Source organism: Mycobacterium sp. 852002-51971_SCH5477799-a, from assembly GCF_001667145.1.
GTDB lineage: Bacteria > Actinomycetota > Actinomycetes > Mycobacteriales > Mycobacteriaceae > Mycobacterium.
On sequence record NZ_LZIF01000104.1, the window covers coordinates 34,858 to 57,953 of the forward strand.

A 23,096-nucleotide genomic window follows, 5' to 3' on the forward strand; every position below is an offset into this window, starting at 1 on the left:
GCTACTGACGCGCAGCAGCGGGTCAATTCACCTTCGTGACGTGCGAGGCTCCTCACAGGGGCTTTTCGCCCGTGGCCGACTAGGCTGATCGAACGTGCCAGACGCCGCCCAGGATGCCGACCTGCTGACCGCCGCCGCGGTCGCCCTGAATCGGCATGCGCCCATGCTGGCCGAGCTCGGCTCCGCTTTCGCCGCCGCCGGCCACGAGCTCTACCTCGTCGGCGGTTCGGTACGAGATGCGTTGTTGGGCAGACTGAGTCCCGACCTGGATTTCACCACCGACGCACGCCCCGAACAGGTGCAACAAATCCTGCGCCAGTGGGCCGACAACTTATGGGACACCGGGATCGAATTCGGGACCATTGGCGTCGGTAAGGGCGACCACCGCCTGGAGATCACCACCTTTCGCGCCGACACCTACGACCAGATGTCCCGGAATCCCGAGGTGCGATTCGGCGACCGCCTCGAGGACGACCTGGTGCGGCGCGACTTCACGGCCAACGCGATGGCCGTGCGGATCACGCCGCACGGGCCCGGTGAATTCCTGGATCCGCTGGGCGGTTTGGCGGCGTTGCGCGCGCGGGTGCTGGACACGCCTGCCGCGCCGGAGGTGTCCTTCGGTGACGACCCGTTGCGGATGCTGCGCGCGGCGCGGTTCGTTTCGCAACTAGGATTCGGTGTCGCGCCGCGTGTCCGCGAGGCGATCGAACAGATGGCCCCGCAGTTGTCGCGGATCAGCGCCGAACGGATCGCCGCCGAGCTGGACAAACTGGTGCTCGGCGAGGATCCGACGGCCGGCATCGATCTGCTAGTGCAAACTGGCATGGGTGAGGTGGTGCTGCCCGAGGTCGGCGGCATGCAGATGGCCATCGATGAACATCACCAACACAAGGACGTCTACGAGCACTCACTGACCGTGCTGCGCCAGGCGATCGCGTTAGAGGACGACGGCCCGGACTTGGTACTGCGTTGGGCCGCGCTGCTGCATGACATCGGCAAGCCCGCGACTCGGCGCCACGAAGCCAACGGCGGTGTGAGTTTTCATCACCATGAGGTCGTCGGCGCCAAGATGGTCCGAAAGCGCTTGCGGGCGTTGAAGTATTCCAAGCAAATGGTCGAGGACGTCTCGCAACTGGTGTATCTGCATCTGCGGTTTCACGGCTACGGCGACGGGAAGTGGACCGATTCCGCGGTGCGCCGCTACGTCACCGATGCCGGTCCGCTGCTGCCCCGACTGCACAAGCTGGTGCGAGCCGACTGCACCACCCGCAACAAGCGCCGCGCCGCGCGGCTGCAGGCCAGTTACGACCGGCTCGAGACGCGGATCGCCGAGCTGACCGCGCAGGAGGATCTCGCACGGGTACGTCCCGATCTGGACGGAAACCAGATCATGGAGCTGCTCGGCATCCCGGCCGGTCCCCAAGTCGGCGAGGCCTGGCGGTTTTTGAAGGAACTCCGGCTGGAGCGCGGACCGTTGGACAACGAGGAAGCGACCGCAGAGTTGTTGGCGTGGTGGAAGTCTCGGGGGAACGAGTAGCGGCATCCACGCGTCCGAATATGCATGGACTACTGTCTCGCTGGCGATAACGGCGCCGTCTTCTGGCACGGGCAACCCGACCTCGACCTTGACCACGATGGTCGCTTCGAATCGATCGGACTGGATTTCGATCACGACGGATTACGCGACGACGCACTCGCCGATCTCGACGGCGATGACCTCGTGGACCATGTTGTCGTTGATATCGACAACGACGGCACCCCCGAGGCGTACTTCACCGACGACGGCTCCGGGACGTGGGCTGTGGCCATGGACGGGGGCGGCGGCCAACTGCGCTGGTTCGGCCTCGACGGGGTCGAGCACACCGGCGGTCCACTGGTCGACTTCGACGGCGACGGGCCCGCCGACGCCCGCCTCGTCGACACCGATGGCAACGGGCTGGCCGACCGTGTCCTGCGATCCGACGACAACGGTGTGACCGGATATGTCGACACCGATGGCGACGGCAAATGGAACGTCCGCCTGACCGACACCGACGGCGACGGTCTCGCCGACGGCGCGAGCTCGCTGTGAGGGTGGTGCTGACCTAGCCAGGTGTAATGCTACTGCGCCACATCAGCATTCCATTTCTCGTTGCCGAAGCCGGCGGAGATCCCTGGTCAACCGACGCCAGCCTGCAAGCCGGCCGCCCAGCGCAGATCGCGGCTTTAGCCAAGGCCTTCCGAGACGCCGGGGTATGCACGGCGGAGGCCAGCCTCACGTTCGAGACCGCCCGCCGTCGATTCGAAGCATCGTGGAATCACCAGAATGGCGAGAACCCGATCAACGACGCCGACGAGGTGCAGCGCGTGGCCCGGTCAATGAGCATGCAGACCGAGCAATTACCCAAGATCGCAATCGAATTAGAGAATATTGCCGCCGCGCTGGCCGAAGCTCAACGAACCTCCGCGTGGTATCTCGCCGCGCTGGAGTACGACCTAGAGAACATCGACGACGAGCTTTGTGATGCCCTCGCAGAAGGCGATCAGTGCGCAGCTGACGATCTGCGCGGGGACGGGGTTACCGAAACGAAAGCGATAGTGCTGGTGCTCAGGCAGATTCGTGATCGGTATTCGGCCGGGCTTGCAGCCGCCATAGGGGACCTACGTGTCGAGGGGGTCGACCCGGCAGACGTTCAAGGCGTCGACGAACTATCGATTCCGTGGGCGGGCAACAGCTCAGAGGAGGTCAGGCGATGGTGGGAGTCGTTGAGTGCCAACCAAAAGCGGCTGTTGATAGACCAGCGCCCGCGCGAGTTGGGCAACCTGAACGGCATGCCGGCCGACGTGCGCGACGCCGTGAACCAGGCGGCAATGAAAGACGACTTGCGCAAGGTCGAAGACGCCGCCCGACAGCGTGGGCTGGTCCCCTCGGCGCTCCGCGAGGACGCGCTCAATAACCGGAAGTCGGATGTGTTCACCAACCCCGGTGATTACAAGTTGTGCGCCACAGACATCGCCCGATACCAGAACGCGGTGAAAACAAACGACTTTCTCGAGCGCGACAAAAGGTCCGACCTACCGGAGGGGCTTCCCGTCATGCTGTGGGCCTACGACCCGCTGGCTTTCAACGCCAAGGGCAGGGCAGCCATCGCGATTGGCAACCCGGACAAGTCCCGCAATACGGCCGTCATGGTCCCGGGCACCAACAGCAGCGTGCGGGGAGGGTGGATGTCCGACGGGACCGACGACGCGATCAACCTCTACGAACAGTCAATGAAAGCCGACCCCAGCCATTCGACGGCGGTGCTGGCCTGGATGGGTTACGACGCACCCGAATTCGGCCAACCGCGTTGGCAGCAGGCCATCACCGATCCCTCTGAATTGGAACAGGTCGGCACCCCGTGGCGGGCGAGGCAAGCAGGGGCGCTGTTGGCCGCCGATGTCAACGGCCTGGCCGCGACACATGGCGGACCGACTCCAGCACATGTCACAGTCCTAGGACATTCCTACGGCGCCACAACCGTTGCCGATGCGTTCGCGAACAGCGGCATGCGCGCCAACGACGCAGTGCTAACCGGTTGCCCAGGAACCGATTTGGGGCATCGCGCCGCGGACTTTTCTCTCAACGGCGGCAAGCTGTATGTGGGCGCCGCGTCGACCGATGCGATCAGCTGGATCGGTGAGGCGGGCGGCGGCCTCCCGAATGGACTGAACGAGACGCTAGGCGGGCCGGTGGGACCGTTGGCCGGGCTGGGCAGCGACCCAGCGCATGCGGGTTTCGGGGCGGTACGGTTTCGTGCCGAAGTCGCGGGCTCACACAGCGTCATGCCTTGGTTCACCGACCACTCGCGCTATTACGACGTGGGCAGCGAATCGCTGCACAACATCACCGAGATCGTCATCGGGCACGGCGATCGCCTGGTCGGCGAAGGCATGCTGGCGCCGGACCGGGCCGCAGCGCGTATCGCCCTTCCTTTCCAGTTGCACACCCCCTTGGGGACGGTTTCGCTGCCGCATGTCGAAATCCAGGTGCCCGTGACTGTCGATCCCGAATGGGATCGGCCCGCGCGGTCGGTCACCAACGGCCATGGGTTCTAGGGGTTTCTGTGCTGTCGGCCCGGCCCGTTGGCCCCCGATCCGTGGGGTGAATTGACCGCTCGCGGCGTCGCATTTAGCCTGATCAAGAGGTGTAGGCGGCGTTGAGACCGTGTAACGCTTTGGAAGGAGTGCCGGTGTTCGTCGATACGGATCTTTTGCATTCCGGAGGCAATCAGTCCCACCGCGCAGGAGGGCACGCCCAGGACGGGGCGGATCAGTTGGCCGGCGGAACCGTGGCATCGGGCATGTTCGGTGACTTCGCTGCGGCCGACGCCTTTCACGGCGCGGTCTCGGCCGCGCACGGGCAGCACGTAAAAATCCTGCAGGGCCACAGTGAGACGCTCACGGGTGTCGGCACCAAGGCACATCACGCGGCCAACGGGTTCACCAGCATGGACAACAACAACGCCGACGACATGAAGGCGCTGCGACCGAGTTCCGGTCCCTCGGTACAGAGCGTTTAGAGAGTGCCGTGACGGAGGACCCACCTTCACATCTGGGTGCGGGGCCCTATGTTGGGCCGCCGGTAGGGCAGTGGGCGCTGAGTCATCGCGCGCCGCAGCCCGTTCACGGATGAAGCAGAGATGCGGGAATGGCGGCGGTTGATCCCACGGCGACCCGCGCCGATTGGTTGTCAGTTCGGTGCGCTGCTCTCTCATTTAGCAGTTTGCGTACACAATCATCGATAGACCATTTAGAAGGACGTCAACAGATTTGAGGAGGACGCATGGTGGGGGATTTGCCTCCAGCTCCGAGAGAGGGGCCGACCACTGGCCCGCCCAGTTCAGCGCCGCGGGCACCAGCCTTTCCTGCGCAGCCGCGCCCTCGGGCATGGCCGGCGATCGCCCTGGCCGCGATAGCCGTCCTGCTGGGCATCGCGGCCCTCGTTATCGCGTTAACACGACCTACGAGCAATCAGTCAACAGCCTCCTCGACCGCGTCGACGACGCCTTCGTACACTGCCGACCAGACGACCGCTGCACATCAGAAGTTGTGCGACGCTTACAAGCTCGCTGCGCGTGCAGTGCAAATAGAGACGAATGGCACGAATCAGGCGTTCGCAGGAATTGCGACTGTGAATGGCGCAGTGATGTTGGAAAACGCTGTGAACAATAGTCCAGGTCTCCCACCGAGCGAACGCACCGCGGCCCTTGCGCTGGCAGAGTCCTACAGCAACGTCGCGGCTACATCTAGTTTGGCGAGCGGCCAAGACCCGGCTTGGCAGTCAGCGCTCAACGAGGCCAACACTAAGGATGCTGCGATGAAAAAGGTATGCGGGGCCGCATGACTTTCGCCGCGCCATCGTCTCCGCGACGCGTCCAGCGGCTTGCAAATGATTGAAAGTTGCGACGTGCAGTGAATTGCTGACATCCGGTTGCCTGTTCCACTATTACAACGGGCCAAGGCGCCATGGCAGGTTGCAAGGTTTGCACATGAGGTCTGCGGACCAGAGGAGGAAACGAGTGGGAGACCTGCCTTCGAGCCAAGGTGAAAGGTCATCAGCCTCGCGACCCAGTGGAAATCGGCCACCACCGCATTTCCCACGGCCAGCATCTCGTCCACGTCCGTGGATGGCGATCGCGGTAGTTGTGACTGCCGCTTTGGCTGTTGCTTCATTAGTCGTAGCACTGAAGCGACCGACAGCGCCAAGACCGGTCGCTATCGCTGCGGCGCCGTCTTATAGCCCGGCTGAAATTGACGCAGCGCAGAAAACGCTTTGCGACACGTACCGGCTGGTAGCGCGAGCGGTGGGAGTGGACACCAGCGGCAATGACAAGGCATTGGCCCGTATCGCCGATACCAATGGCGCCGTGATGCTCGACATGGCGTCGGCAGCTCCTGCTCTTGATAACAACCATCGAGACGCCGCCCGCGCCTTGGCAACGGCCTACGGGACCGTGACTGTTATGGGCAATAGCTCCGTCGCGAGCGATGCGGAATATCGAGCTGCCTTAGACGACGTCATCGCGAAGGACTCGGTAATGAAAAAGGTATGCAGTGGCGGTTGATCTTCCGCCTGGTAAATGGTCGGCAGCGCTCGTCGGTGCATGGTGGCCAGCGCCGTCCACGACTCTGCGCGCAGGCGCACAACACTGGAGTCATGCTTCTGCGGAGCAGCAAGGATATTCGCAACACCTGCGCAATCTTTGGACGAAGATCGCGGCTCACAACGAGGGTCACACGGCCGACGATCTTATTTCCCGATATCAACAGGGTGAGAAGTTTCACCTGGATCTCGCGGAGAAGTACCAGACGAAGGCGGCGTCCTTCAATTCAGGCGCGGACGCTATCGATTATTTGCGCAGCCGCCTGTCGGAGATAGCGAATACGGGCAATAAAGAGATAGATGAAATCCTTGCCTCGAAGAAGCCGCCGCCCGAGCAATTAGCGGAAGTGCAAGCTGTCCAGGCGCGCTGCAATGCCGAAGCGGCGAACGCCAGCCGGGATGCGGCCGACAAGATGATGGCGGCGACGCAGAAGATTCTTGATGCTGAAGGTATTGGTGGTAATGCTCGGAGCTGGGCCGCAGCAAACGGCTTCAGTGTAGGGGACGTTTCGGCTCCGCCTCAGCTAACAAGTGCCGACTTGCATTCCCCGGGAGGCACGCCGGGTGGTTCCTCGGCTGTGGGTGGTGGCGGAGGCCATGGTGGCGACGCGTCAGGCGGAGCCGGTACGACTGGTCCATCGCCAGGGCCCGCGGTCGGCGGGCTGCAGGGACATGGCGTACAAGCGTCGGGCGTCGGCGGTACCGCTGGGCCATCACCAGGAGGGCCAGCGGTGAGCGGCGCGCAGGGCCACGGCGTCCAGTTCCCCGGCGCGCCACCAGCAGCCCCCTCAACAGGCGTCCAGATGCCCAGCGGTGGTGGGCCCGTATCGCCCGCAATGCCAGGCGTACACAGCGGGGCGCCAATCTCGACCTCACCAGTCGGGATGGGGCAGGGCCTCCAGCCCGATTTGGGCCAAGCCTTCACCTCCGGCTTAGCAACGGGACAAGCCACGGGCCCTGGCGGGCAAGCGTTTACGGCGGGGCCGCTACAAGCGATGGATTCCGGGATACCTCAAGCTCCACCAACCACACCTGCAGGCACACCGACCGTACCCAGTGCGGGAGCATTCATCCCGACGGGTACACCGGTCGATGCGCCCCCGGCACCGTCGCCCGCGCCGGTAGCCACAGGGGGAGCCACATCAGTTGCGCCCGTAATGACCGGTGGCTCATGGTCGTCGCCCGCGCCGACCCTCGGTGGCACCTCGTCGATCCCCTCTGGTCCGCTGCCCGCCTACGGTTCCGACCTACGCCCGCCAGTCGTGGCGCCCCCGTCGGTGCCTTCTGCGCCCTCCGGTCCCGTGTCGGGTGCGCCGGTAGCGTCTTCGCCGGCATCATCCCCCTCTGCGGGCGGGGCAGGCGGGCCTCTTGTATCTCCGGTGGAACGGACGGCCTCCGGAGCCGCAGGCCAGGCCGGCGCGGGGTCATCCACGATGGTTGGCGCATCGGCAGCTTCAGCGGCGACGGGCGCGACTGCTGGCACCGTGTCAGCAAGGACGGCCGAGCAACAGCGGTTGCAACGCCTCGTCGATGCGGTAGCTCGCCAAGAACCGCGCCTGTCGTGGGCGGCGGGGCTGCGCGACGACGGCATCACGACGCTGCTGGTCACCGACCTCGCCGGTGGGTGGATTCCGCCGCACGTCCGGTTGCCTGCCCATGTAACGCTGCTCGAGCCGACAACGCGACGTCATGATGCGAACGTGGTGGACTTGCTCGGCGTCGTCACGGTCGCAGCTGCCCACTACGCCAACACATATGTCGGCGAACCGGGTCCCGACGAGCCCGCGCTCAGCGGTGACCGGCCTGCCCGCTCGGCTGCGCCTCAGGTCGATGAGCTCGGACCGACCCTGGTCGATGCCGTGCGCCGGCGGGATGGTCTACCACGTATCGCCCAAGCCGTCGCGGCACCGGCAGTGCGAAAAACCGGTGTGCTAGACAGCGAAACCGAGATGTTGCGCGAATGCGCCGCAGCAGTTCAGCATTCGGTACTAGCGGCCTATCCCAATCACGACCCAGCGGTGGTCGGAGATTGGATGCTTTTGGCGGCCATCGAGGCGCTGATCGATGGGCATGAGTACCTCGCGAACTATCACTTGGCGTGGTTTGACGCGATCAGTCGTCGGAGTGGCCACTAGGGCCGACTTTCGACCTGAATACCGATTTCGCGGCGTTGTGACAAAATGGGCCTAGATCCGATTGCTTGTGCTGAGGGGTGGAGGTGAATTTTGGGCGGCCCAGGGCAGAACATAAAACTGTCTCCCGGTACAACGCATGACGGGATCCCCGCAGCGTTACCAGGGGCTGGCCCAGTTCCGCCCGGCGGCACATCATTCGCCGACGGTTGGCAGGGGGCCTTAGGCGGAGCGGGAAATGCCGGCGTTCCCAAAGACGCAGCAGACGCCGCCGCAGCAGACGCGGATCGCCGCGCCCACGCCGCTGATGCGGAAGCCAAGTTCCCAGCCAACGAGGCAAATAGCCAGCAGGACATGCAAATGGTCCAGCAGATGCTGCAGAGCGTGACCGGTGCGATCGGCGGGGCGATCGGAGGCATCATGGGGCCGATGACGCAGCTGCCCCAGCAGGCAATGCAGGCTGGTCAAAGCGCCCTGCAGCCGCTGATGAGCGCGATGCAGGGCGCCCACGGCGCCGGGCTTGCCGACAGCGCGCATCTGGTCGACAGCGTGGGCAGTGGCGGCGGCTCCGGACTGGGCGGCGGCTCCGGACTGGGCGGCGGCGGTGGAGGCCTCGGGGGCGGCGGCACCACGCCGGCCAGCTCACTGGGGCCACCCCCGGTCCCGACGTCGTCCCCGCCAACCACGCCCGCAGCCGCAAAGGCGGCCATGATGCCGCCGGCCGGTGGGATGCCCGCCATGCCCGGGCAATCCGGCATGACCGGCATGCCGATGATGCCGCCGGGGGCGATGGGTGCCGGTGGCGAAGGCGGCAACAAAGACAAGCCGGTCGAAAAACGGGTCACGGCCCCCGGTGTGCCCAACGGCCAGCCGGTCAAGGGCCGTTTGACCATCCCGCCGAGTACCCCCGGCAACAAATCCGGGGAGGCTAAGCCGACTGTGGTCACCAACCGGCCCAATCGCCGCATCGTGATCATGCCGTCCGATGACGAGCCGAAAGAATAGGCCTGCTTACCAACCCACCGGAAGGTGAGTGGTCGGAAGGTTCGCCCGGCAGTAAGGTCGCTACGTAATCGCGGCCGGCCGATCCCAACGCACACATCAAGTTGGGTTGCCCGTTATTGACACTGCAACTGTCGATACGTGCACTATTGGTACGTCTGCAGCGACCGCGGAATACGCGGCCAGGAGGGTGTGGGAGTACGAGCGCGAAGTGTCCGGCAAGGATGCGGCGCCACGAGGGCGCACAGGTGAATCACGGCGGGGATCGCGGTGACCGATCCACTAAGAATGCGAGCGATCACGGCGCTGTCCCGCGCCCACGATCTGTTCGCGGGCTTCCCCACAGACCACGGCATCGATGAAGCACAGGCCCGCGCCGAGGCGCTCACGCATCGCACCGCTGGGTTGCCCAGCGCGGCGGCTATTCGGTCGGATTCTTCGATAGAGCAGTTGGCGCGGTCGGCTCATGCAGACCGGATGCTGGGACAGATCATCACCGCGGCGCGTGCCGATCACACGCAGGGCCACGCGGCGACGCGATCGGTGCTCGACGCCGCCTTAACCGACACGACGCCGGCCGCCGACACGCCGATGGGCCGACGCGAGGCGGTCGCCCGGATGGCGGCGCGGTTGCGGACCCAACACCGCCACGTCACCGGATCGCGCCGGCGGGCAAAGCTGCTCGCGCGCAGACTGCGACGCCTGCACTACCTTCGAGGGCGGTCGATGCACAGCAATCAGGCCAGCGGACGCCAGGCCGTGTTGGCAGCCATCCGTAAAGCCTTGGACATCAAGGGTATTCACGACCCTGCCGCGCGCGCTCGCTGGGAGCGTGGCATGGATTTGGTGGCCCGCCGCGAATCCAACTACAACGCGAACGCGGTTAACGACTGGGATTCCAACGCGGCACGGGGCACACCGAGTAAGGGCGCCTGGCAATTCATCGCGCCGACCTTCGCGGCGTATCACCAGCCGGGCACCTCGCGCGAAATCCACAATCTGGTGGCGCAGGCGTGCGCGTTCATCAACTATGCGATGGGCCGCTACGGGGTGGCCGTCGACGCCTCGAATTTGGCTGATCGGATTCAGCAGGCCGATCCTCACCGAGCACCCAAGGGGTATTGAGCATGCCGCTGAGTTTGTCCAACCGTGACCAGAACTCCGGGCACCTGTTCTACAACCGGCGGCTGCGCGCGGCGACCACCCGCTTCTCGGTGCGCATGAAACACGACGACCGCAAGCAGACGGCCGCGCTGGTGTTGTCGATACTCTTGGTCGCCATCGCGTCGGGCTGGATGCTGCTGCTGAATGTGCTGAAACCCACTGGCATCGTGGGTGATTCCGCGATCATCGGCGACCGTGATTCCGGAGCGCTCTACGCCAGGATCGACGGCCGGCTGTACCCGGTGCTGAATTTGACGTCCGCGCGGCTGGCCACTGGGACGGCGAATCAGCCGACGTGGGTGAAACCGGCTGAGATAGCGAAGTATCCGACCGGGCCGCTGGTCGGTATCCCGGGTGCGCCGGCGGCGATGCCGGTTCATCGGGGGGCGACGTCGGCGTGGGCGGTGTGTGACACGGCGGGACGACCGCGCAGCCCCGAGCGCCCAGTGGTGACTTCGATCGCCGGACAGCTCGACGGCTTCGACCGCGCCACACCGCTCAGTGATGACGCCGGGGTGTTGGTCACGTTCGAGGGCAACACCTATGTGATCTGGGGCGGTAAACGCTCGCAGATCGATCCGTCGAACCGGGCGGTCACGCTGAGCCTGGGGCTGGACCCGGGAGTGACGCTGCCGGTGGAGATTTCGCGGGCCCTCCACGACGCATTGCCGGCGACCGAGCCGCTCGGCGTGCCCGCGGTGCCTCTGGCGGGCACGCCTTCAACGTGGGTCTCGGGCTCACAGGTCGGTGCGGTGCTGCAGGCCCAGACCGCCAGCGGCGGCAAGCAGTTTTACGTTCTGTTGCCCGACGGCATCCAAAAAATCACCAGTTTCGTCGCCGACCTGTTGCGCAGCGCCAATTCCTACGGCTCGACGGCGCCCCGCGTCGTGGCGCCCGACGTGTTGGTCAACATTCCCGAGGTGTCCTCGCTTGCGATGGACTACTACCCGACCAAGCGCCTGAATTTCATTGACAGCGCGGCGGATCCGACCACCTGTGTGGGATGGGAGAAGGGCTCGACCGATCCGCAGGCGCGCGTTGTGGTCTACAACGGTCGCGGACTTCCCACCCCGTCGTACCTGGACAACCGCATCGTCCACCTGGTGCGTGACGACCGCGACCCGGCCTCGGTGGTCGCCAACCAGGTGCTGGTGTTGCCGGGCGCGGCCAACTTCGTCACGTCGACCAGCGGTGTGGTCACCTCCGACTCCCGGGAATCGTTGTTCTGGGTTTCCGACAACGGGGTGCGGTTCGGCATCACCAACGACGACACGACGTTGCGCGCGCTCGGGCTCGATCCGGGATCGGCGGTTCAGGCCCCCTGGCCGCTGCTGCGGACCTTCGCCGCGGGCCCGGCGCTGTCAAGGGAGGCAGCGCTTTTGGCGCGGGACACCGTCCCGGCGCTCGGCAAGGTGGCTGTGGTGACGACATCGGCGAAGCCGGGAGGCTAGAGAATGTCCAAGAAAGCGTTCCCCATCAACCGCGTCAAGATCGAGCCGCCGAAACCGGTGCGGGTAGCACCCAGCGCGCCGATCGCGCTGCCGGAACGCGAGCCCCGGAACATCTGGGTGATGATCGGAGTGCCGGCGCTCATCGTTGCGCTCATCGGCACCATCGTCATGCTCTACGTCTCCGGTGTGCGCAGCCTGACCACTGGCTTCTTCCCCCTGATGGGGATCGGCGCCTTCAGCATGCTGGCGTTCTCCGGCCGCTTCGGTCGTGCCCGCAAGATCACCTGGGGCGAAATGGAGAAGGGTCGTCGTCGCTATCTTCGGGACCTCGACGGCAACCGCGACGAGATCCAGACCGCGGTATGCGCGCAACGCGAATGGCAGAACTTGGTGCACTCCGATCCCCGCGGGCTCGGCGCCATCATCGGCGGCCCCCGGATGTGGGAACGCGGGCGCGGCGACGCCGACTTCCTGGAGGTGCGGCTCGGCACGGGCGTGCAGCACGCACCGGACTCGGTGCTTTCGGTGACGTGGCCCGACATTGCCTCCGATGAGGAGCTCGAACCCGTCACCGGGCAGGCACTCCGCGATTTCATCCTGGAGCAACGCAAGATTCGCGACATCGCCAAGGTGGTCAACCTGCGCTCGGCGCCCGGATTCAGCTTCGTCGGCGAGGATCTCGACCGGCTACGGTCGTTGATGCGCTCGGTGCTGTGCTCGCTGGCGGTGTTCCACAACCCGCGCGACGTGAAGTTCCTGGTGGTGACCCGCAACCCCGAGGTGTGGTCGTGGATCGTCTGGCTGCCGCACAACCTGCACGACGAGCTGTTCGACGCGTGCGGGTTTCGGCGCCTGGTCTTCGCCACGCCCGAAGAACTCGAAGAGACCCTCGGCGCTGAGCTGCACATGAAGGGCAAGCGCGGCGCCTGGACTCCGCTGGCCGCGGCCAGCCCTACCGCGATGGGCTCGACACTGGAAACCGGCGCCGACACGGTCGATCTCGGCCCGCACCTGGTGATCATCGATGACAACACCGGCAGCCCCGACGCGTGGGAGAGCGTGGTCGGGCAGGTCGGTAAAGCGGGAATCACGTTGCTGCGCATCGCCTCACGCATCGGCACCGGCGTGGGCTTCGCCAACGACCAGGTGTTCGACCTCAGCGAACGTCACAGCTCGCCCAACGGTTCGGTCAACGGCGAAGTAGTCCTGCATCGCAACGGTTCTGACGCCGAGGGCGAAGACGACCGCCCGGCGCCGCTGCTGCGGGTGCGCAACAAGTTCTTCGCCCACGCCGACCAGCTCTCCGTGCACCGCGCCTACCGGTACGCGCGGACGATGGCCCGCTGGTCGCCGACCAGCCGCAGCGAGATCGCCGACTCGGTCAGCGGCGCAACCGAACTGCTGCGGGCCCTGGGCATCAGCGACCCCCGCGACCTGGACGTCGACCGCCTGTGGGCCGAGCGGCGGGGACGCGGCGACGAGCGTTGGTGCGAGGTGCCCGTCGGCGCCAAGCCCAACGGCGAGCTGCAGAACATCACGATCCGCGCGAAAGACTTCGGCGGCTTCGGGTTTCACTCCGTGGTCATCGGTACCAGCGGCTCGGGGAAGTCAGAGTTCTTCCTGTCGTTGGTCTACGGCATCGCGCTGACCCACTCCCCGGAAACGTTCAACGTCATCTTCGTCGACATGAAGTTCGAATCGGCGGCGCAGGACATTTTGGGCATTCCCCATGTGGTGGCCGCGCTGTCGAACCTCGGCAAGGATGAGCGGCACTTGGCGGAGCGGATGCGCAGGGTCATCGATGGCGAGATCAAACAGCGCTACGAGCTGTTCACTTCGGTGGGTGCCCGCGACGCCAACGACTATGAAGAGATCCGGCTTGCCGGGCGCGATCTGCCCCCGGTACCGGTCCTGCTCGTCATCGTCGACGAGTATCTGGAACTGTTCGCCAACCATGAAAAATGGATCAATCTCATCATTCACATCGGCCAGGAGGGCCGCGGCGCCAACGTGTTCTTCATGCTGGGCGGGCAGCGGCTGGACCTGTCGTCGCTGCAAAAGGTGAAGTCCAACATCGCGTTTCGCATCGCGCTGCGCGCCGAGTCCGGTGATGACAGCCGCGAGGTCATCGGCTCGGACGCCGCTTACCACCTGCCGTCGAAGGAAAACGGTTTCGGTCTGCTCAAGGTGGGGCCGCGGGATCTCGAACCCTTCCGCTGCTTCTATCTCTCCGCCCCGTTTGTGGTGCCGAAGGCCAAGGAGGTCGCCACCACCGTCGACATGACGTTGACCAAGCCGCGGTTGTACAACTGGCAGTTCCAGCCGCTGGACGCCTCCGACGCCTCGGCATTGGAAGCCGCCGCCGCCGTCGACTCCGAGCCCGACGAATTCCTCTATTACGACGACGGTTTCAAACGCAAGAAGGTCGTCGATGTGCTGCGCGAATCGTTGCGCGATGTGCCTCACCGCTCACCGCGCCGGCCTTGGCTGGAGCCGCTGGAGGAGCCCGAGTCCATCGACGCCCTGGTCGCTGGATACCGCGGCAAACCGTGGCACGTCGACTACGGGCGCAACCCGGGGCTGATGTTCCCGGTAGGTGTCATGGACATCCCCGAAGAGTCCAAGCAGATTGTCCATGCGGTGGATGCGTTGCGCAGCAACGTCATTGTGGTAGGCGCCAAGCAGCGCGGCAAGACCACCACGCTGATGACGCTGATGTGCTCGGCCGCAACCATGTACAGCCCCTCGCGGGTGACGTTCTTCTGCATCGGCGGCGCGACCCTGGCCCAGGCCGCCTCGCTTCCCCACGTCACCGACATTGTCTCGCCGAAGGACGCCGAGGGCATCGAACGCATTTTGAGCAGCATGGACGCGTTGATCGACGCCCGCGAGGACTCCTTCCGGCGCCTCAAGATCGACCTCGACGGCTTCCGCGAACGCCGCTTCGCCCCGGGCAGCGACGGACTGGGCGGCACCGACGCCAACGACCCCTTCGGCGATGTCTTCGTGGTGGTCGATGACTACGACGACCTGTACTCGAAGGACACCGTGCTGGGCGACCGCATCATCTCGCTCAGCAGCCGCGGCCCCGAATACGGGGTGCACGTGATGTGCAGCGCCGGCGGCTGGATTCATGGCCAGCGACAGAGCCTGCTGCAAAACGCCACGGCGCGAATCCAATTGCGGCTGGCCGACCCGAGCGAAAGTCAGATGGGCCACTCGTCGCTGGAGTCACGCGACGCGGCGCGGCGGACGCTGAACCGGCCGGGCTTCGGTCTGACCGATAGCCTGCACGAGTTGCGGGTGGGTGTTCCGGCCCTGGCAGATCCGAACACCGGCGCGATAGTGAGCATCGTCGACGTCGGGGCCCGCATCGCGGAGGTCGCGGGAGTCACCAAGCACGCCACCCTGCAGCGACTGCCGCAGCGGGTGACGCTGAAGGCGATCCTGGAGTACGAGGCCGCGCGCCCCAGCGGGGACGACCTCTCGATCGCCTTCGCCATCGGTGAGCGTCACGAGTTGGGGCCGGTTCCGATCAAGCTGCGCGAGAGCCCCGGCTTGATGATCTTGGGACGCCAAGGCTGCGGAAAAACCTTGTCGCTGGTCGCCATTGGCGAGGCGATCATGAACCGATTCAGCCCGGAGGAAGCGCAGCTGACGCTGATCGACCCCAAGACCGCGCCGCACGGTCTGCGTGATCTGCACGGACCCGGTTACGTGCGCGCCTACGCCTACGACCAGGACGAGATCGACGAGGTGGTCACCGCGCTGGCCCAGCAGGTGCTGCTGCCCCGGCTGCCTCCGAAAGGCCTGAGCCAGGAGGAGTTACGCGCACTCAAACCGTGGGACGGACCGCGCCACTTCGTCCTCATCGACGACATCCAGGACTTGCGCCCGGATCAGAGCTACCCGCCCAAACCTCCGGTGGGCGCGGCGCTGTGGAAGCTGATGGAGCGCGCGCGGCAGATCGGCCTGCACGTCTTCACCACCCGCAACAGCGCGAACTGGGCGACGCCGCAAATGGATCCGTGGATGCGCTTCCAGAACTCGGCGAAGGTGGCCCAGCTTTACATGGACAACGACCCGCAGAACCGGATCAACCGCAACGTCCGGGCGCAGACACTGCCGCCGGGGCGTGGCCTACTGGTGAGCGTCGACGGCGACGTCGAGGGCGTACTGGTCGGGTTGCCGTCTTCGGTCATACCGCCCCAGCAGTAACCGGTTGCGGCTCGGGCGTTTTCACGCCCGGTGCGACGGCGCGGCGGGGCAGCGGGCTCGGCCACCAGAACCACCGTCCCAGCAGGGCCACGATGGACGGCACGATGAACGCCCGCACCACCAAAGTGTCCAGCAACAACCCGACCGCGACGGCCGTGCCGATCTGGGCGACGCTGAGCACGCTGCTCGTCAACAGGGCGAGCATGGTCAGCCCGAAGATGATGCCGGCGATCGTGACCACCCCGCCGGTGCCGCCGAAGGCCCGGATGATCCCGGTCTTGAGGCCCGCCGCGGCTTCGTGTTTGATGCGCAGCGCGAGCAACAGGTTGTAGTCCGCGCCGACGGCGATCAGCGCGATGAACGCGAAAGGCGCCACCGCCCAGTGCAGGTCCTGATGCAGCAGGTGCTGCCAGATCAGCACGCTGGCGCCGAGGGCCGAGGCGTAGGAGGTGACGACGGTCCCGATGACGACCAGCCCCGCTACCGGGCTGCGCAGCATGGCCGTGACGATCAGGAAGATCAGCACCAACGCGGCGCCCGCCAGCAGCGTGGCATCGCCGGCGACGAAGCGCTGCAGGTCGGCGGTCACCGGGCCCACGCCGGCGAGGTCGACCTCGGTCGGCGTCAGGGTGCCTTCTTTGGTGGCCTCCTTGATGGCGGCGCGCACCTGGCCTGCCCGCTTGGCGCCGTCGGCACCCCACTCCGCCCCGTCGCCGTACACCAGCAGGTAAGCGGCACGCCCGTTTCCGGAGATCAGGTGGCCCAGGGCCGTGGTGTAGCGCGGGTCGGTCAACGCCCGCTGCGGCATGTAGAAGTCGGCCGCTGCACTGCCCTGGAACTGCGTGGCGATCTCGTTCAGGTAATCGGTCAGCTGGTGCATTTGGGGGCCGAGCGTATCGGACAGACTCAGCAGGTCGTGCGTCGCCGAACGCGCTCGTCCCAGAGCATCTTTCATCGACGCCACGCTCTGCGGCAGGGTCGCCATCGCGGTGGCGGCCGTGCTGGATCCGCTGGTGAGTTTCGCCGCACCCGAACCCAGGCGGGTAGACGTCTGCACCAGGCTGTCGACGGGCTGCAGGACACGGTCCACCGTCGAGCAGATCGCATTGGTGGCGCAGTCGGGGGTCCTTCCGACGAAGTCGCGCAGCGGGTCGAGGTAACCCGACACCGTCGTGACATTGCTCTGCAGTCCGTCCATCCCGGCCCGCATATCTTGCGCCGCGCCGGACATGTCGGCCAATCCGGAACTGCCGCCGCGCAATCCGGTGCTCAATCCGTCGACCGCAGACTGGGTCTGCGCCAGCGCGGTGTCGAGTTCGGAGACCCGCTTGAGGCGCTGGGTCAGCGAATCCATGGTGTCACCGAACTGACGGCCGAGCACACCGGCCTGATAGCTCAACGTCGCCTGTTCGGGCACCTTGCCGTCCGGGCGGCTGGCGGACTGCACCGCGCGCACACCCGGTACGGCCATGACGTGACGGGTGATCCGCTCGATCGCGATCAGCCCGGCCGGATTGCGTAGGTCGTGGTCGGCCTCGACGGCGATGACGTCTGGCAGCAGCGCGTTGGCCGCGAAATGCCGGTCGGCGCTGGCATAGCCACGGTTGGAGTCGGTGGACGACGGCGTGGCGGCGGGTTCGTTGAACCCGACCCGCATGCTGAGCAGCGGCAGGGCGGCCAGCAGGGTCAACGCCAGCGCGGTGACCAGGATCGGTCCGGGCCAGCGCGCGACCGCCGTTCCGACGCGGCGCCAGCGGCGCGCGGTTCTCGAGGGCCGCGGCTCGAGATATCCGCGGCGGATCGCCAGGCTCATGAGCGCGGGCGTCAGGGTCAAGGCCGCCACCATCGTCGCGAGAATGCCGATGGCGCAGGGCAATCCGGCGCTGCGGAAAGATCCCACCTTCGCGAAGACGAGGCACGCCAGCGCCACCGACACGGTCAGTGCCGATCCGATCACCACGGGCGCGATGGACCGGTAGGCCTGCGTCAACGCCTGGGCCGGGGCCACGCCGTGGCGCCGGCCTTCGTGGTAGCGACCGACCAGGAAGATCGCATAGTCGGTACCGGCCCCCAGTGTCATGGCCGCCATGAGTGCCACCGAAAACAGCGAAACCTCAACTACATTGGACTGACCCAGGGCCGCAACGACGGCACGGGCCAGTGCCAGGGCGAGTCCGACCGAGATCAGCGGGATCGCCGCTGCGACGGGTGATCGGTAGACCACCAGCAGCAACAGCAGGATGAGGCCGATGGTGGCGGCGGTGATCCCGAGCATCTGCCGATCGATCGCGGAGAATTCGTCGACGATCGTGGCTCCGGGACCCGTGACATGGACTGCGAGACCGGCCGGCGGTGAAAGTCTGTGGACGGTACCGCGCACGGCGTCGACCGAGTCGCGCGCCTGCGCGGTGCCGAGCATGCCGGCCAGCCGCACCATCACGCTGACCGCCTTGCCGTCCGAACTCTGCGCGCCGGCGGCGGTGGCCGGCTGCGACCACAAGTCTGTCACCGCGTACACGTGGCGCTGATCCGAACCGAGTGATGTCGTCAGCGCGTCGTAGAACTGGCGATCCTGCGGTGTGAGCCGCTGATTGCGCTCCAGCACAACGTAAACGAAGTTGTTGCTGGGCGTCTGATTGAACAACTGGGCGGCCCGGGCGGCGCCCGTCGCGCTCGGTGCGCTGGGCGGCATGAAGGACCGGGCATGGGAGTCCACGACCCGCTCCAGTTGTGGCACCGCCACATTGGCGATTCCCGCCGCCAGCACCCAGAGGCCGACGATGAGGACCGCGTACCGGCTGGTCAGTCGCGCAAGGTTGCCCAGACGGTCATGCAACGGTCTGCCGATCATTGGTGGGCCCGCCGAACAACCCGACGGCCACATGCTCACCGCGCGTAAGCGAGCGCACGCGCACCGAGCGACGGGTGCCGATCTTCACCAACGCGTGCAGGCCGGGATGGGCTGCCTCGAGATCGGCACGCACCTGTTCGGCCGATTCGCCCACGTGGGCCGCCTGATCCAGCTTGGCCACCAGCATCGTGATCCAGCGGTGGCCCAGCGAAAGCATCAAGCCCTCCTCGTCGCCGAACAGCTCGGACACCTCGGATGAGTTGTCGATTAACGCAAGTGCCGCCTCGGGGTCCGTCTCGGCGGCTCGTATCACCTCGGCCATGAAGGCCATGCGGTCGTGCAGCAGTGTCCATGTCATGACTCGACGTTAGGAAAGCAGCGGCCCGCGGCGCGTCGTGCCGAAGTGCAGTCTTTGCCTCCTACCACGGGCGGAGGCGGGTGCCGACCGCAGGAGGATGTGATGAGGCGCCGAGCTCTTCTAGGATTGGACGATGTTGCATGCCGCAGCGGATCACCTGCGGGAACTGCTTCGCCGACGCAGCGAGCTGATTCCCGTCGGTATCACCTGGGCGGCGCTGATCTCTGTCGATGTCGCCCTCGTGCTCGGCGGCGTGATCGGGACGCTGCAGCGGCCCGCCGCCGACCTCCCCGCGGCGCTGACGGCGTTCGCAATCGCCCTGTCGCCCTCGTTGGCGTTCTTGGTCTTCAACATGAAGATGACCCCGGGACCGTTGTGGGCCACCTGGTTGGCGTCCTCCGCGCTGACACTGTTTGGTACGTCCACACCCATTCACGCCGATTTCGCACCGGCGTTGTTGGTGCTGATGGTCTTGGTCGTCGCGACGTTGGCGTCGGTCCTGGGCGGATTGCTTGCCGCCGTGTCGGCGGCCGCGCTGTTGCTCGCCGCGTCCGCGCTGCACCGCCTGGACGCGGTGGTGCTGTACCTGGGTTTCATCGGCACGGGGTGGCTGCTCGGTTACCTGATGCGTACCCAGCGGCTGCTGCTGGCGGAACAGATTGAGGCACAGGACATGTTGTCCGAACACGCCGCCGCCGACGAGCGTCGCCGCATCGCGCGCGAGGTGCACGACGTCATCGCCCATTCGCTGAGCATCACCCTGCTGCACGTGACCGGTGCGCGCCGCGCCCTGCAGCAAGATCGCGACGTCGATGACGCGGTCGACGCCCTGGAGCAGGCCGAGCGGCTCGGCCGCCAGGCGATGGCCGACATCCGTCGTACCGTCGGACTGCTCGACAACTGGCCGACCAAGACCGCGCAGACCGCGCCCGAGCCCGGCATCGACGACATCGCGGTGCTGGTCGAAGGTTTTCAGCGGGCCGGCCTGGCCGTCGCGCTGTGCGTCGAAGGACCCACCGATCACGTGTCGGCGGCGGTCGGCCTCGCGCTGTACCGTATCACCCAGGAGTCGCTGGCTAACATCGCCAAGCATGCGCCGGAGTCGAAAGCCGGTGTCGTGTTGGATATTTCACCGGCGTCGGCGAGACTGGCGGTCACCAATCTGCTGCCGGCGGCGGTGGCGGCTGCGCGATCGCCCGAAGGGCGCGGCTTGCGCGGCATGCGCCAGCGGGTCGAGTTGCTCGGTGGCGCGATCGACGCCGGCCCCACCCGCGACGGCTGGTCGGTGTGCGCGGAAATCCCGCTGCACGAAGGCGATGCCGCCTGGCGCCCCTGGTGGTGCAAGGGATGATCGACGCGACGCCCGAGATCACCGTGCTGCTCGTCGACGACCAGGATCTGGTGCGGTCGGGCCTGCGCCGGATCCTGCGCCGCAAGGACGGTTTCGTCGTCGTCGCGGAATGCGAGGACGGTGACGAGGTGCCGGCCGCGGTGGCCGAGCACCGGCCCGACGTCGTCGTGATGGACCTGCGAATGCGCCGCGTCGACGGGATCGAGGCGACGCGCAGGCTGGGCGCCAAGCCGCCGGTGCTGGCCCTGACCACCTTCAACGAGGACGAGCTGTTGTCGGGAGCACTGCGCGCCGGCGCGGCCGGCTTCGTGCTCAAAGACTCGTCGGCCGAGGAGTTGATCCGCGCGGTGCGGGCGGTCGCCAGGGGTGACAGCTATCTCGATCCCGCGGTCACCTCGCGCGTGCTCACCACGTACCGCAAGGCCGCACCCGGCCCCCGCGGCACCGCGATCGGCGAGCTGACCACCCGCGAGCTCGACGTCCTGACGTTGATCGGCCAGGGACTGTCGAATACGGAGATCGCCGACAAACTGTGCATCTCCGGCGTCACCGTCAAGAGCCATGTCGGGCGCATCTTCGGCAAGCTCGAGCTGCGCGATCGGGCCGCCGCGATCGTCTACGCCTACGACAACGGCATCGTCGCGCCGCGCTGAAGGCCTACAACGGCGCCGATTGATCCGCCAGGTTCAGCAGAACGTAGGCCATGCACATCAAGAAGTTCAACACCACCAGGATCAGGCCCGCGAACATCAGCGAACGGGCGCCGCGCTTCTTGAGCCGCTTGTAGCGCGCGGCGCGTGATTCGCGGTCGAGCTGGATCGCGATCAACGCGAAGTTCACGTTGATCATTTCGTGCGCGGCCAGCGGTGCGCCCGCGAGCATTTCGCGCAGCCGCTCCGGTGCAGTTCGAACGCCCACCCGATTGAAACTGTGGCACAGACGGCGCTCCCGCCGTCGGCGGAGCGTGTGATACGGCAGCCGAAGGTGCCGCGCAAGTTGCCCTCGGTCGCCCCCCCAGGGGTAAGACGGGGTCATCACAAGCGGGATTCTAGATCGCTAGGCGCCACTTTCGCGCCGTGAACGCGAATTATGTTGCGAGATATCACCTCGGCGCGCCGCCGCTCATTAGCTGGGACGCGGGCAGCTCGAGATAGCGCTCCAGGTTGCGATGCATGTTGATCACGCGGCGTTCCTCGCTAGACAACACCAGGTGTGTGAAGCCGGGTTGATGCATGCCGCGTTGCACGCCTGGAAGCACCGTGATGTCTTGAGTGAGGACCACGCCCGGCTGGGCCGCATCAGCGGCGACGCGGACATCCGTCGGCTTGGTGCGCGGCGCACCCGGCGGCATCCGCGTCATCAAGAACATGACGAGCTCGCCCTTGTCGGGGGAGGGGTCGGAGGCGGGCCGCGAGCACATGACGGTCAGGTGATCGGCATTCGTCAGAAGCGTCATGTTCGGAAACACGTTGTACTGATGCAACCGGGTCATCCGATCGGTATCGGCCCAGTCGAGGCCGACTCCGCGGCTCGCGGCGAATTCCCGGGTCCGGTCCGCGATCAGGTCGGCAACCGTCTGCCCGGGCCGGCGTTCGGCGGCGGGGAACGGTGTGCCTTCGGCCGCGCCCATCAGCGCACCCTGCGTGTAGACGTAGGCGTCCCAGACCTCTTCATCGGACAGGGCGCCCTCAAAACGTGGGCTTTGCACACCGTAGGGCTGGTCCGATTTCCCGGTGTGGCCCCAAATCTGTTGCGGCGCATGAATATCGTCGACGCAACGCAGCAGCTCGGGATGCAGGGTCTGTATGTGGTACGTCTCGCTGTAACCGTCGGCGATGGTCTTCCAGTTGGCATCGACCTCGACGGTGAGCGTGGCGTAGCAGCGGAAATCCTCCAAATGGCACCAGGCGATGTCGTCGGGCACCGCCTCCAGGTATTCGGTCAACGCGACCGCGCCCGGGTCGAGGTTGACGAAGACGAGCCCGGCCCAGGTCTCGACCCGCGCCGGTAGCAGCGGAAAATCGGACAGCCTCAGCGAGCCGAAGCCCTTGCGATTGGGCACCCGTTTGAGCGCCCCGCCCAGGTCCCAGGTCCAACCGTGATAGCCGCATTTGAGTTCGCGCAGGCCCGAACCGGATCCGGTGCACAGCGAATTGCCGCGATGCCGGCAGACGTTCTGGAACGCGCGGAGCGTCGCGTCGTCGTCACGGACGATCAGCACCCCGTACGGCCCGCATCGGTACTCGAAATAGTCGCCGGGCGCAGCCACGTGGTCGACCATGCAGGCCAGTTGCCACACCCTCGGCCACATCCGCTGCGCCTCGAGGGCGGCGAATGCGGGGGAGTAGTAGCGCTCGGCGGGCACCAGCGTCGGACTTTCCGGCGGGGTGCCGATGGCATCCTCGTCGCGGGCCCGCGCCGGATTGCCGGCCACCGTTGCCATGA

The 23,096-nt window shown here is 66.2% G+C and carries 17 protein-coding genes; 13 read left to right on the forward strand and 4 right to left on the reverse strand.

Features of this window, described 5'->3' with window-relative positions; genetic code table 11:
• The first annotated feature begins 94 nt into the window (after positions 1-94).
• The 11 genes from A5753_RS15465 (at position 95) to eccCa (ending at position 16,091) form a co-directional block, all read left to right on the forward strand.
• The gene (locus A5753_RS15465; protein WP_067129645.1) at positions 95-1,537 is read left to right on the forward strand and encodes a CCA tRNA nucleotidyltransferase; all 1,443 of its coding nucleotides are present in this window, start codon (positions 95-97) and stop codon (positions 1,535-1,537) included.
• A gap of 24 nt (positions 1,538-1,561) precedes the next feature.
• Positions 1,562-2,071 carry a pullulanase gene (locus A5753_RS15470; protein WP_067129647.1) on the forward strand — a complete coding sequence of 170 codons (510 nt, stop codon included), beginning with the start codon at positions 1,562-1,564 and terminating at the stop codon, positions 2,069-2,071.
• A 26-nt stretch (positions 2,072-2,097) separates the two neighbouring features.
• Positions 2,098-4,077: an alpha/beta hydrolase gene (locus tag A5753_RS15475; RefSeq protein ID WP_067129649.1), complete on the forward strand. Its 1,980-nt coding sequence runs from the start codon at positions 2,098-2,100 to the stop codon at positions 4,075-4,077.
• A gap of 134 nt (positions 4,078-4,211) precedes the next feature.
• Entirely contained in the window at positions 4,212-4,541 is a 330-nt protein-coding gene (locus tag A5753_RS15480; protein WP_067129754.1) for a DUF2563 family protein, read from the forward strand.
• Positions 4,542-4,804: 263 nt separating this feature from the next.
• A complete protein-coding gene (locus tag A5753_RS25220) occupies positions 4,805-5,365 on the forward strand; it encodes a hypothetical protein (protein ID WP_082971342.1) in 561 nt (186 codons plus the stop codon).
• Between the two features lie 145 nt (positions 5,366-5,510).
• Positions 5,511-6,086, forward strand: a complete 576-nt coding sequence (locus A5753_RS15485) for a hypothetical protein (RefSeq protein WP_067129651.1) — start codon at positions 5,511-5,513, stop codon at positions 6,084-6,086.
• A gap of 1,522 nt (positions 6,087-7,608) precedes the next feature.
• The gene (locus A5753_RS25225; RefSeq protein WP_369829323.1) at positions 7,609-8,259 is read left to right on the forward strand and encodes a DUF5631 domain-containing protein; all 651 of its coding nucleotides are present in this window, start codon (positions 7,609-7,611) and stop codon (positions 8,257-8,259) included.
• 90 nt (positions 8,260-8,349) lie between these two features.
• Positions 8,350-9,261, forward strand: coding sequence for a hypothetical protein (locus tag A5753_RS15495; protein ID WP_067129656.1), 912 nt, complete (start codon positions 8,350-8,352; stop codon positions 9,259-9,261).
• Positions 9,262-9,546: 285 nt separating this feature from the next.
• Positions 9,547-10,383 (forward strand): transglycosylase, encoded by an 837-nt coding sequence (locus A5753_RS15500; protein WP_067129658.1) that lies wholly within the window; start codon positions 9,547-9,549, stop codon positions 10,381-10,383.
• 2 nt (positions 10,384-10,385) lie between these two features.
• Positions 10,386-11,873 carry a type VII secretion protein EccB gene (eccB, locus tag A5753_RS15505; RefSeq protein WP_067129660.1) on the forward strand — a complete coding sequence of 496 codons (1,488 nt, stop codon included), beginning with the start codon at positions 10,386-10,388 and terminating at the stop codon, positions 11,871-11,873.
• Positions 11,874-11,876: 3 nt separating this feature from the next.
• A complete protein-coding gene (gene eccCa / locus A5753_RS15510) occupies positions 11,877-16,091 on the forward strand; it encodes a type VII secretion protein EccCa (RefSeq protein ID WP_067129662.1) in 4,215 nt (1,404 codons plus the stop codon).
• Here eccCa and A5753_RS15515 read toward each other — a convergent pair.
• Positions 16,072-18,927, reverse strand: a complete 2,856-nt coding sequence (locus A5753_RS15515) for an RND family transporter (RefSeq protein ID WP_067129764.1) — start codon at positions 18,925-18,927, stop codon at positions 16,072-16,074. The two genes, eccCa and A5753_RS15515, sit on opposite strands and share 20 nt — an antisense overlap.
• Positions 18,920-19,300 carry a hypothetical protein gene (locus tag A5753_RS15520; RefSeq protein WP_067129665.1) on the reverse strand — a complete coding sequence of 127 codons (381 nt, stop codon included), beginning with the start codon at positions 19,298-19,300 and terminating at the stop codon, positions 18,920-18,922. The genes A5753_RS15515 and A5753_RS15520 overlap by 8 nt, the downstream gene beginning before the upstream one ends.
• Positions 19,301-19,433: 133 nt before the next feature.
• On the opposite strand from A5753_RS15520, the gene A5753_RS15525 reads away from it, so the two are divergent.
• A complete protein-coding gene (locus A5753_RS15525) occupies positions 19,434-20,651 on the forward strand; it encodes a sensor histidine kinase (RefSeq protein WP_067129669.1) in 1,218 nt (405 codons plus the stop codon).
• Positions 20,648-21,304 (forward strand): response regulator transcription factor, encoded by a 657-nt coding sequence (locus A5753_RS15530; RefSeq protein WP_067129673.1) that lies wholly within the window; start codon positions 20,648-20,650, stop codon positions 21,302-21,304. Before A5753_RS15525 ends, A5753_RS15530 begins: the two co-directional genes overlap by 4 nt.
• Before the next feature lie 4 nt (positions 21,305-21,308).
• Here the strand turns inward: A5753_RS15530 and A5753_RS15535 are convergent, their stop codons facing one another.
• Positions 21,309-21,569, reverse strand: a complete 261-nt coding sequence (locus tag A5753_RS15535) for a hypothetical protein (protein ID WP_067129676.1) — start codon at positions 21,567-21,569, stop codon at positions 21,309-21,311.
• A gap of 184 nt (positions 21,570-21,753) precedes the next feature.
• The gene (locus A5753_RS15540) at positions 21,754-23,094 is read right to left on the reverse strand and encodes an aromatic ring-hydroxylating dioxygenase subunit alpha (RefSeq protein ID WP_067129679.1); all 1,341 of its coding nucleotides are present in this window, start codon (positions 23,092-23,094) and stop codon (positions 21,754-21,756) included.
• Positions 23,095-23,096: the final 2 nt, after the last annotated feature.

Excerpts from the sequence above, each read along its gene's own strand:
- A5753_RS15470 (WP_067129647.1), top strand. The coding sequence starts at position 1,562 with ATGGACTACTGTCTCGCTGGCGATAACGGCGCCGTCTTCTGGCACGGG.
- A5753_RS15475 (WP_067129649.1), top strand. The coding sequence starts at position 2,098 with ATGCTACTGCGCCACATCAGCATTCCATTTCTCGTTGCCGAAGCCGGC.
- A5753_RS25220 (WP_082971342.1), top strand. The coding sequence starts at position 4,805 with ATGGTGGGGGATTTGCCTCCAGCTCCGAGAGAGGGGCCGACCACTGGC.
- A5753_RS15485 (WP_067129651.1), top strand. The coding sequence starts at position 5,511 with ATGAGGTCTGCGGACCAGAGGAGGAAACGAGTGGGAGACCTGCCTTCG.
- A5753_RS15500 (WP_067129658.1), top strand. The coding sequence starts at position 9,547 with ATGCGAGCGATCACGGCGCTGTCCCGCGCCCACGATCTGTTCGCGGGC.
- eccB (WP_067129660.1), top strand. The coding sequence starts at position 10,386 with ATGCCGCTGAGTTTGTCCAACCGTGACCAGAACTCCGGGCACCTGTTC.
- eccCa (WP_067129662.1), top strand. The coding sequence starts at position 11,877 with ATGTCCAAGAAAGCGTTCCCCATCAACCGCGTCAAGATCGAGCCGCCG.
- A5753_RS15520 (WP_067129665.1), bottom strand. The coding sequence starts at position 19,300 with ATGACATGGACACTGCTGCACGACCGCATGGCCTTCATGGCCGAGGTG.
- A5753_RS15525 (WP_067129669.1), top strand. The coding sequence starts at position 19,434 with ATGTTGCATGCCGCAGCGGATCACCTGCGGGAACTGCTTCGCCGACGC.
- A5753_RS15530 (WP_067129673.1), top strand. The coding sequence starts at position 20,648 with ATGATCGACGCGACGCCCGAGATCACCGTGCTGCTCGTCGACGACCAG.
- A5753_RS15540 (WP_067129679.1), bottom strand. The coding sequence starts at position 23,094 with ATGGCAACGGTGGCCGGCAATCCGGCGCGGGCCCGCGACGAGGATGCC.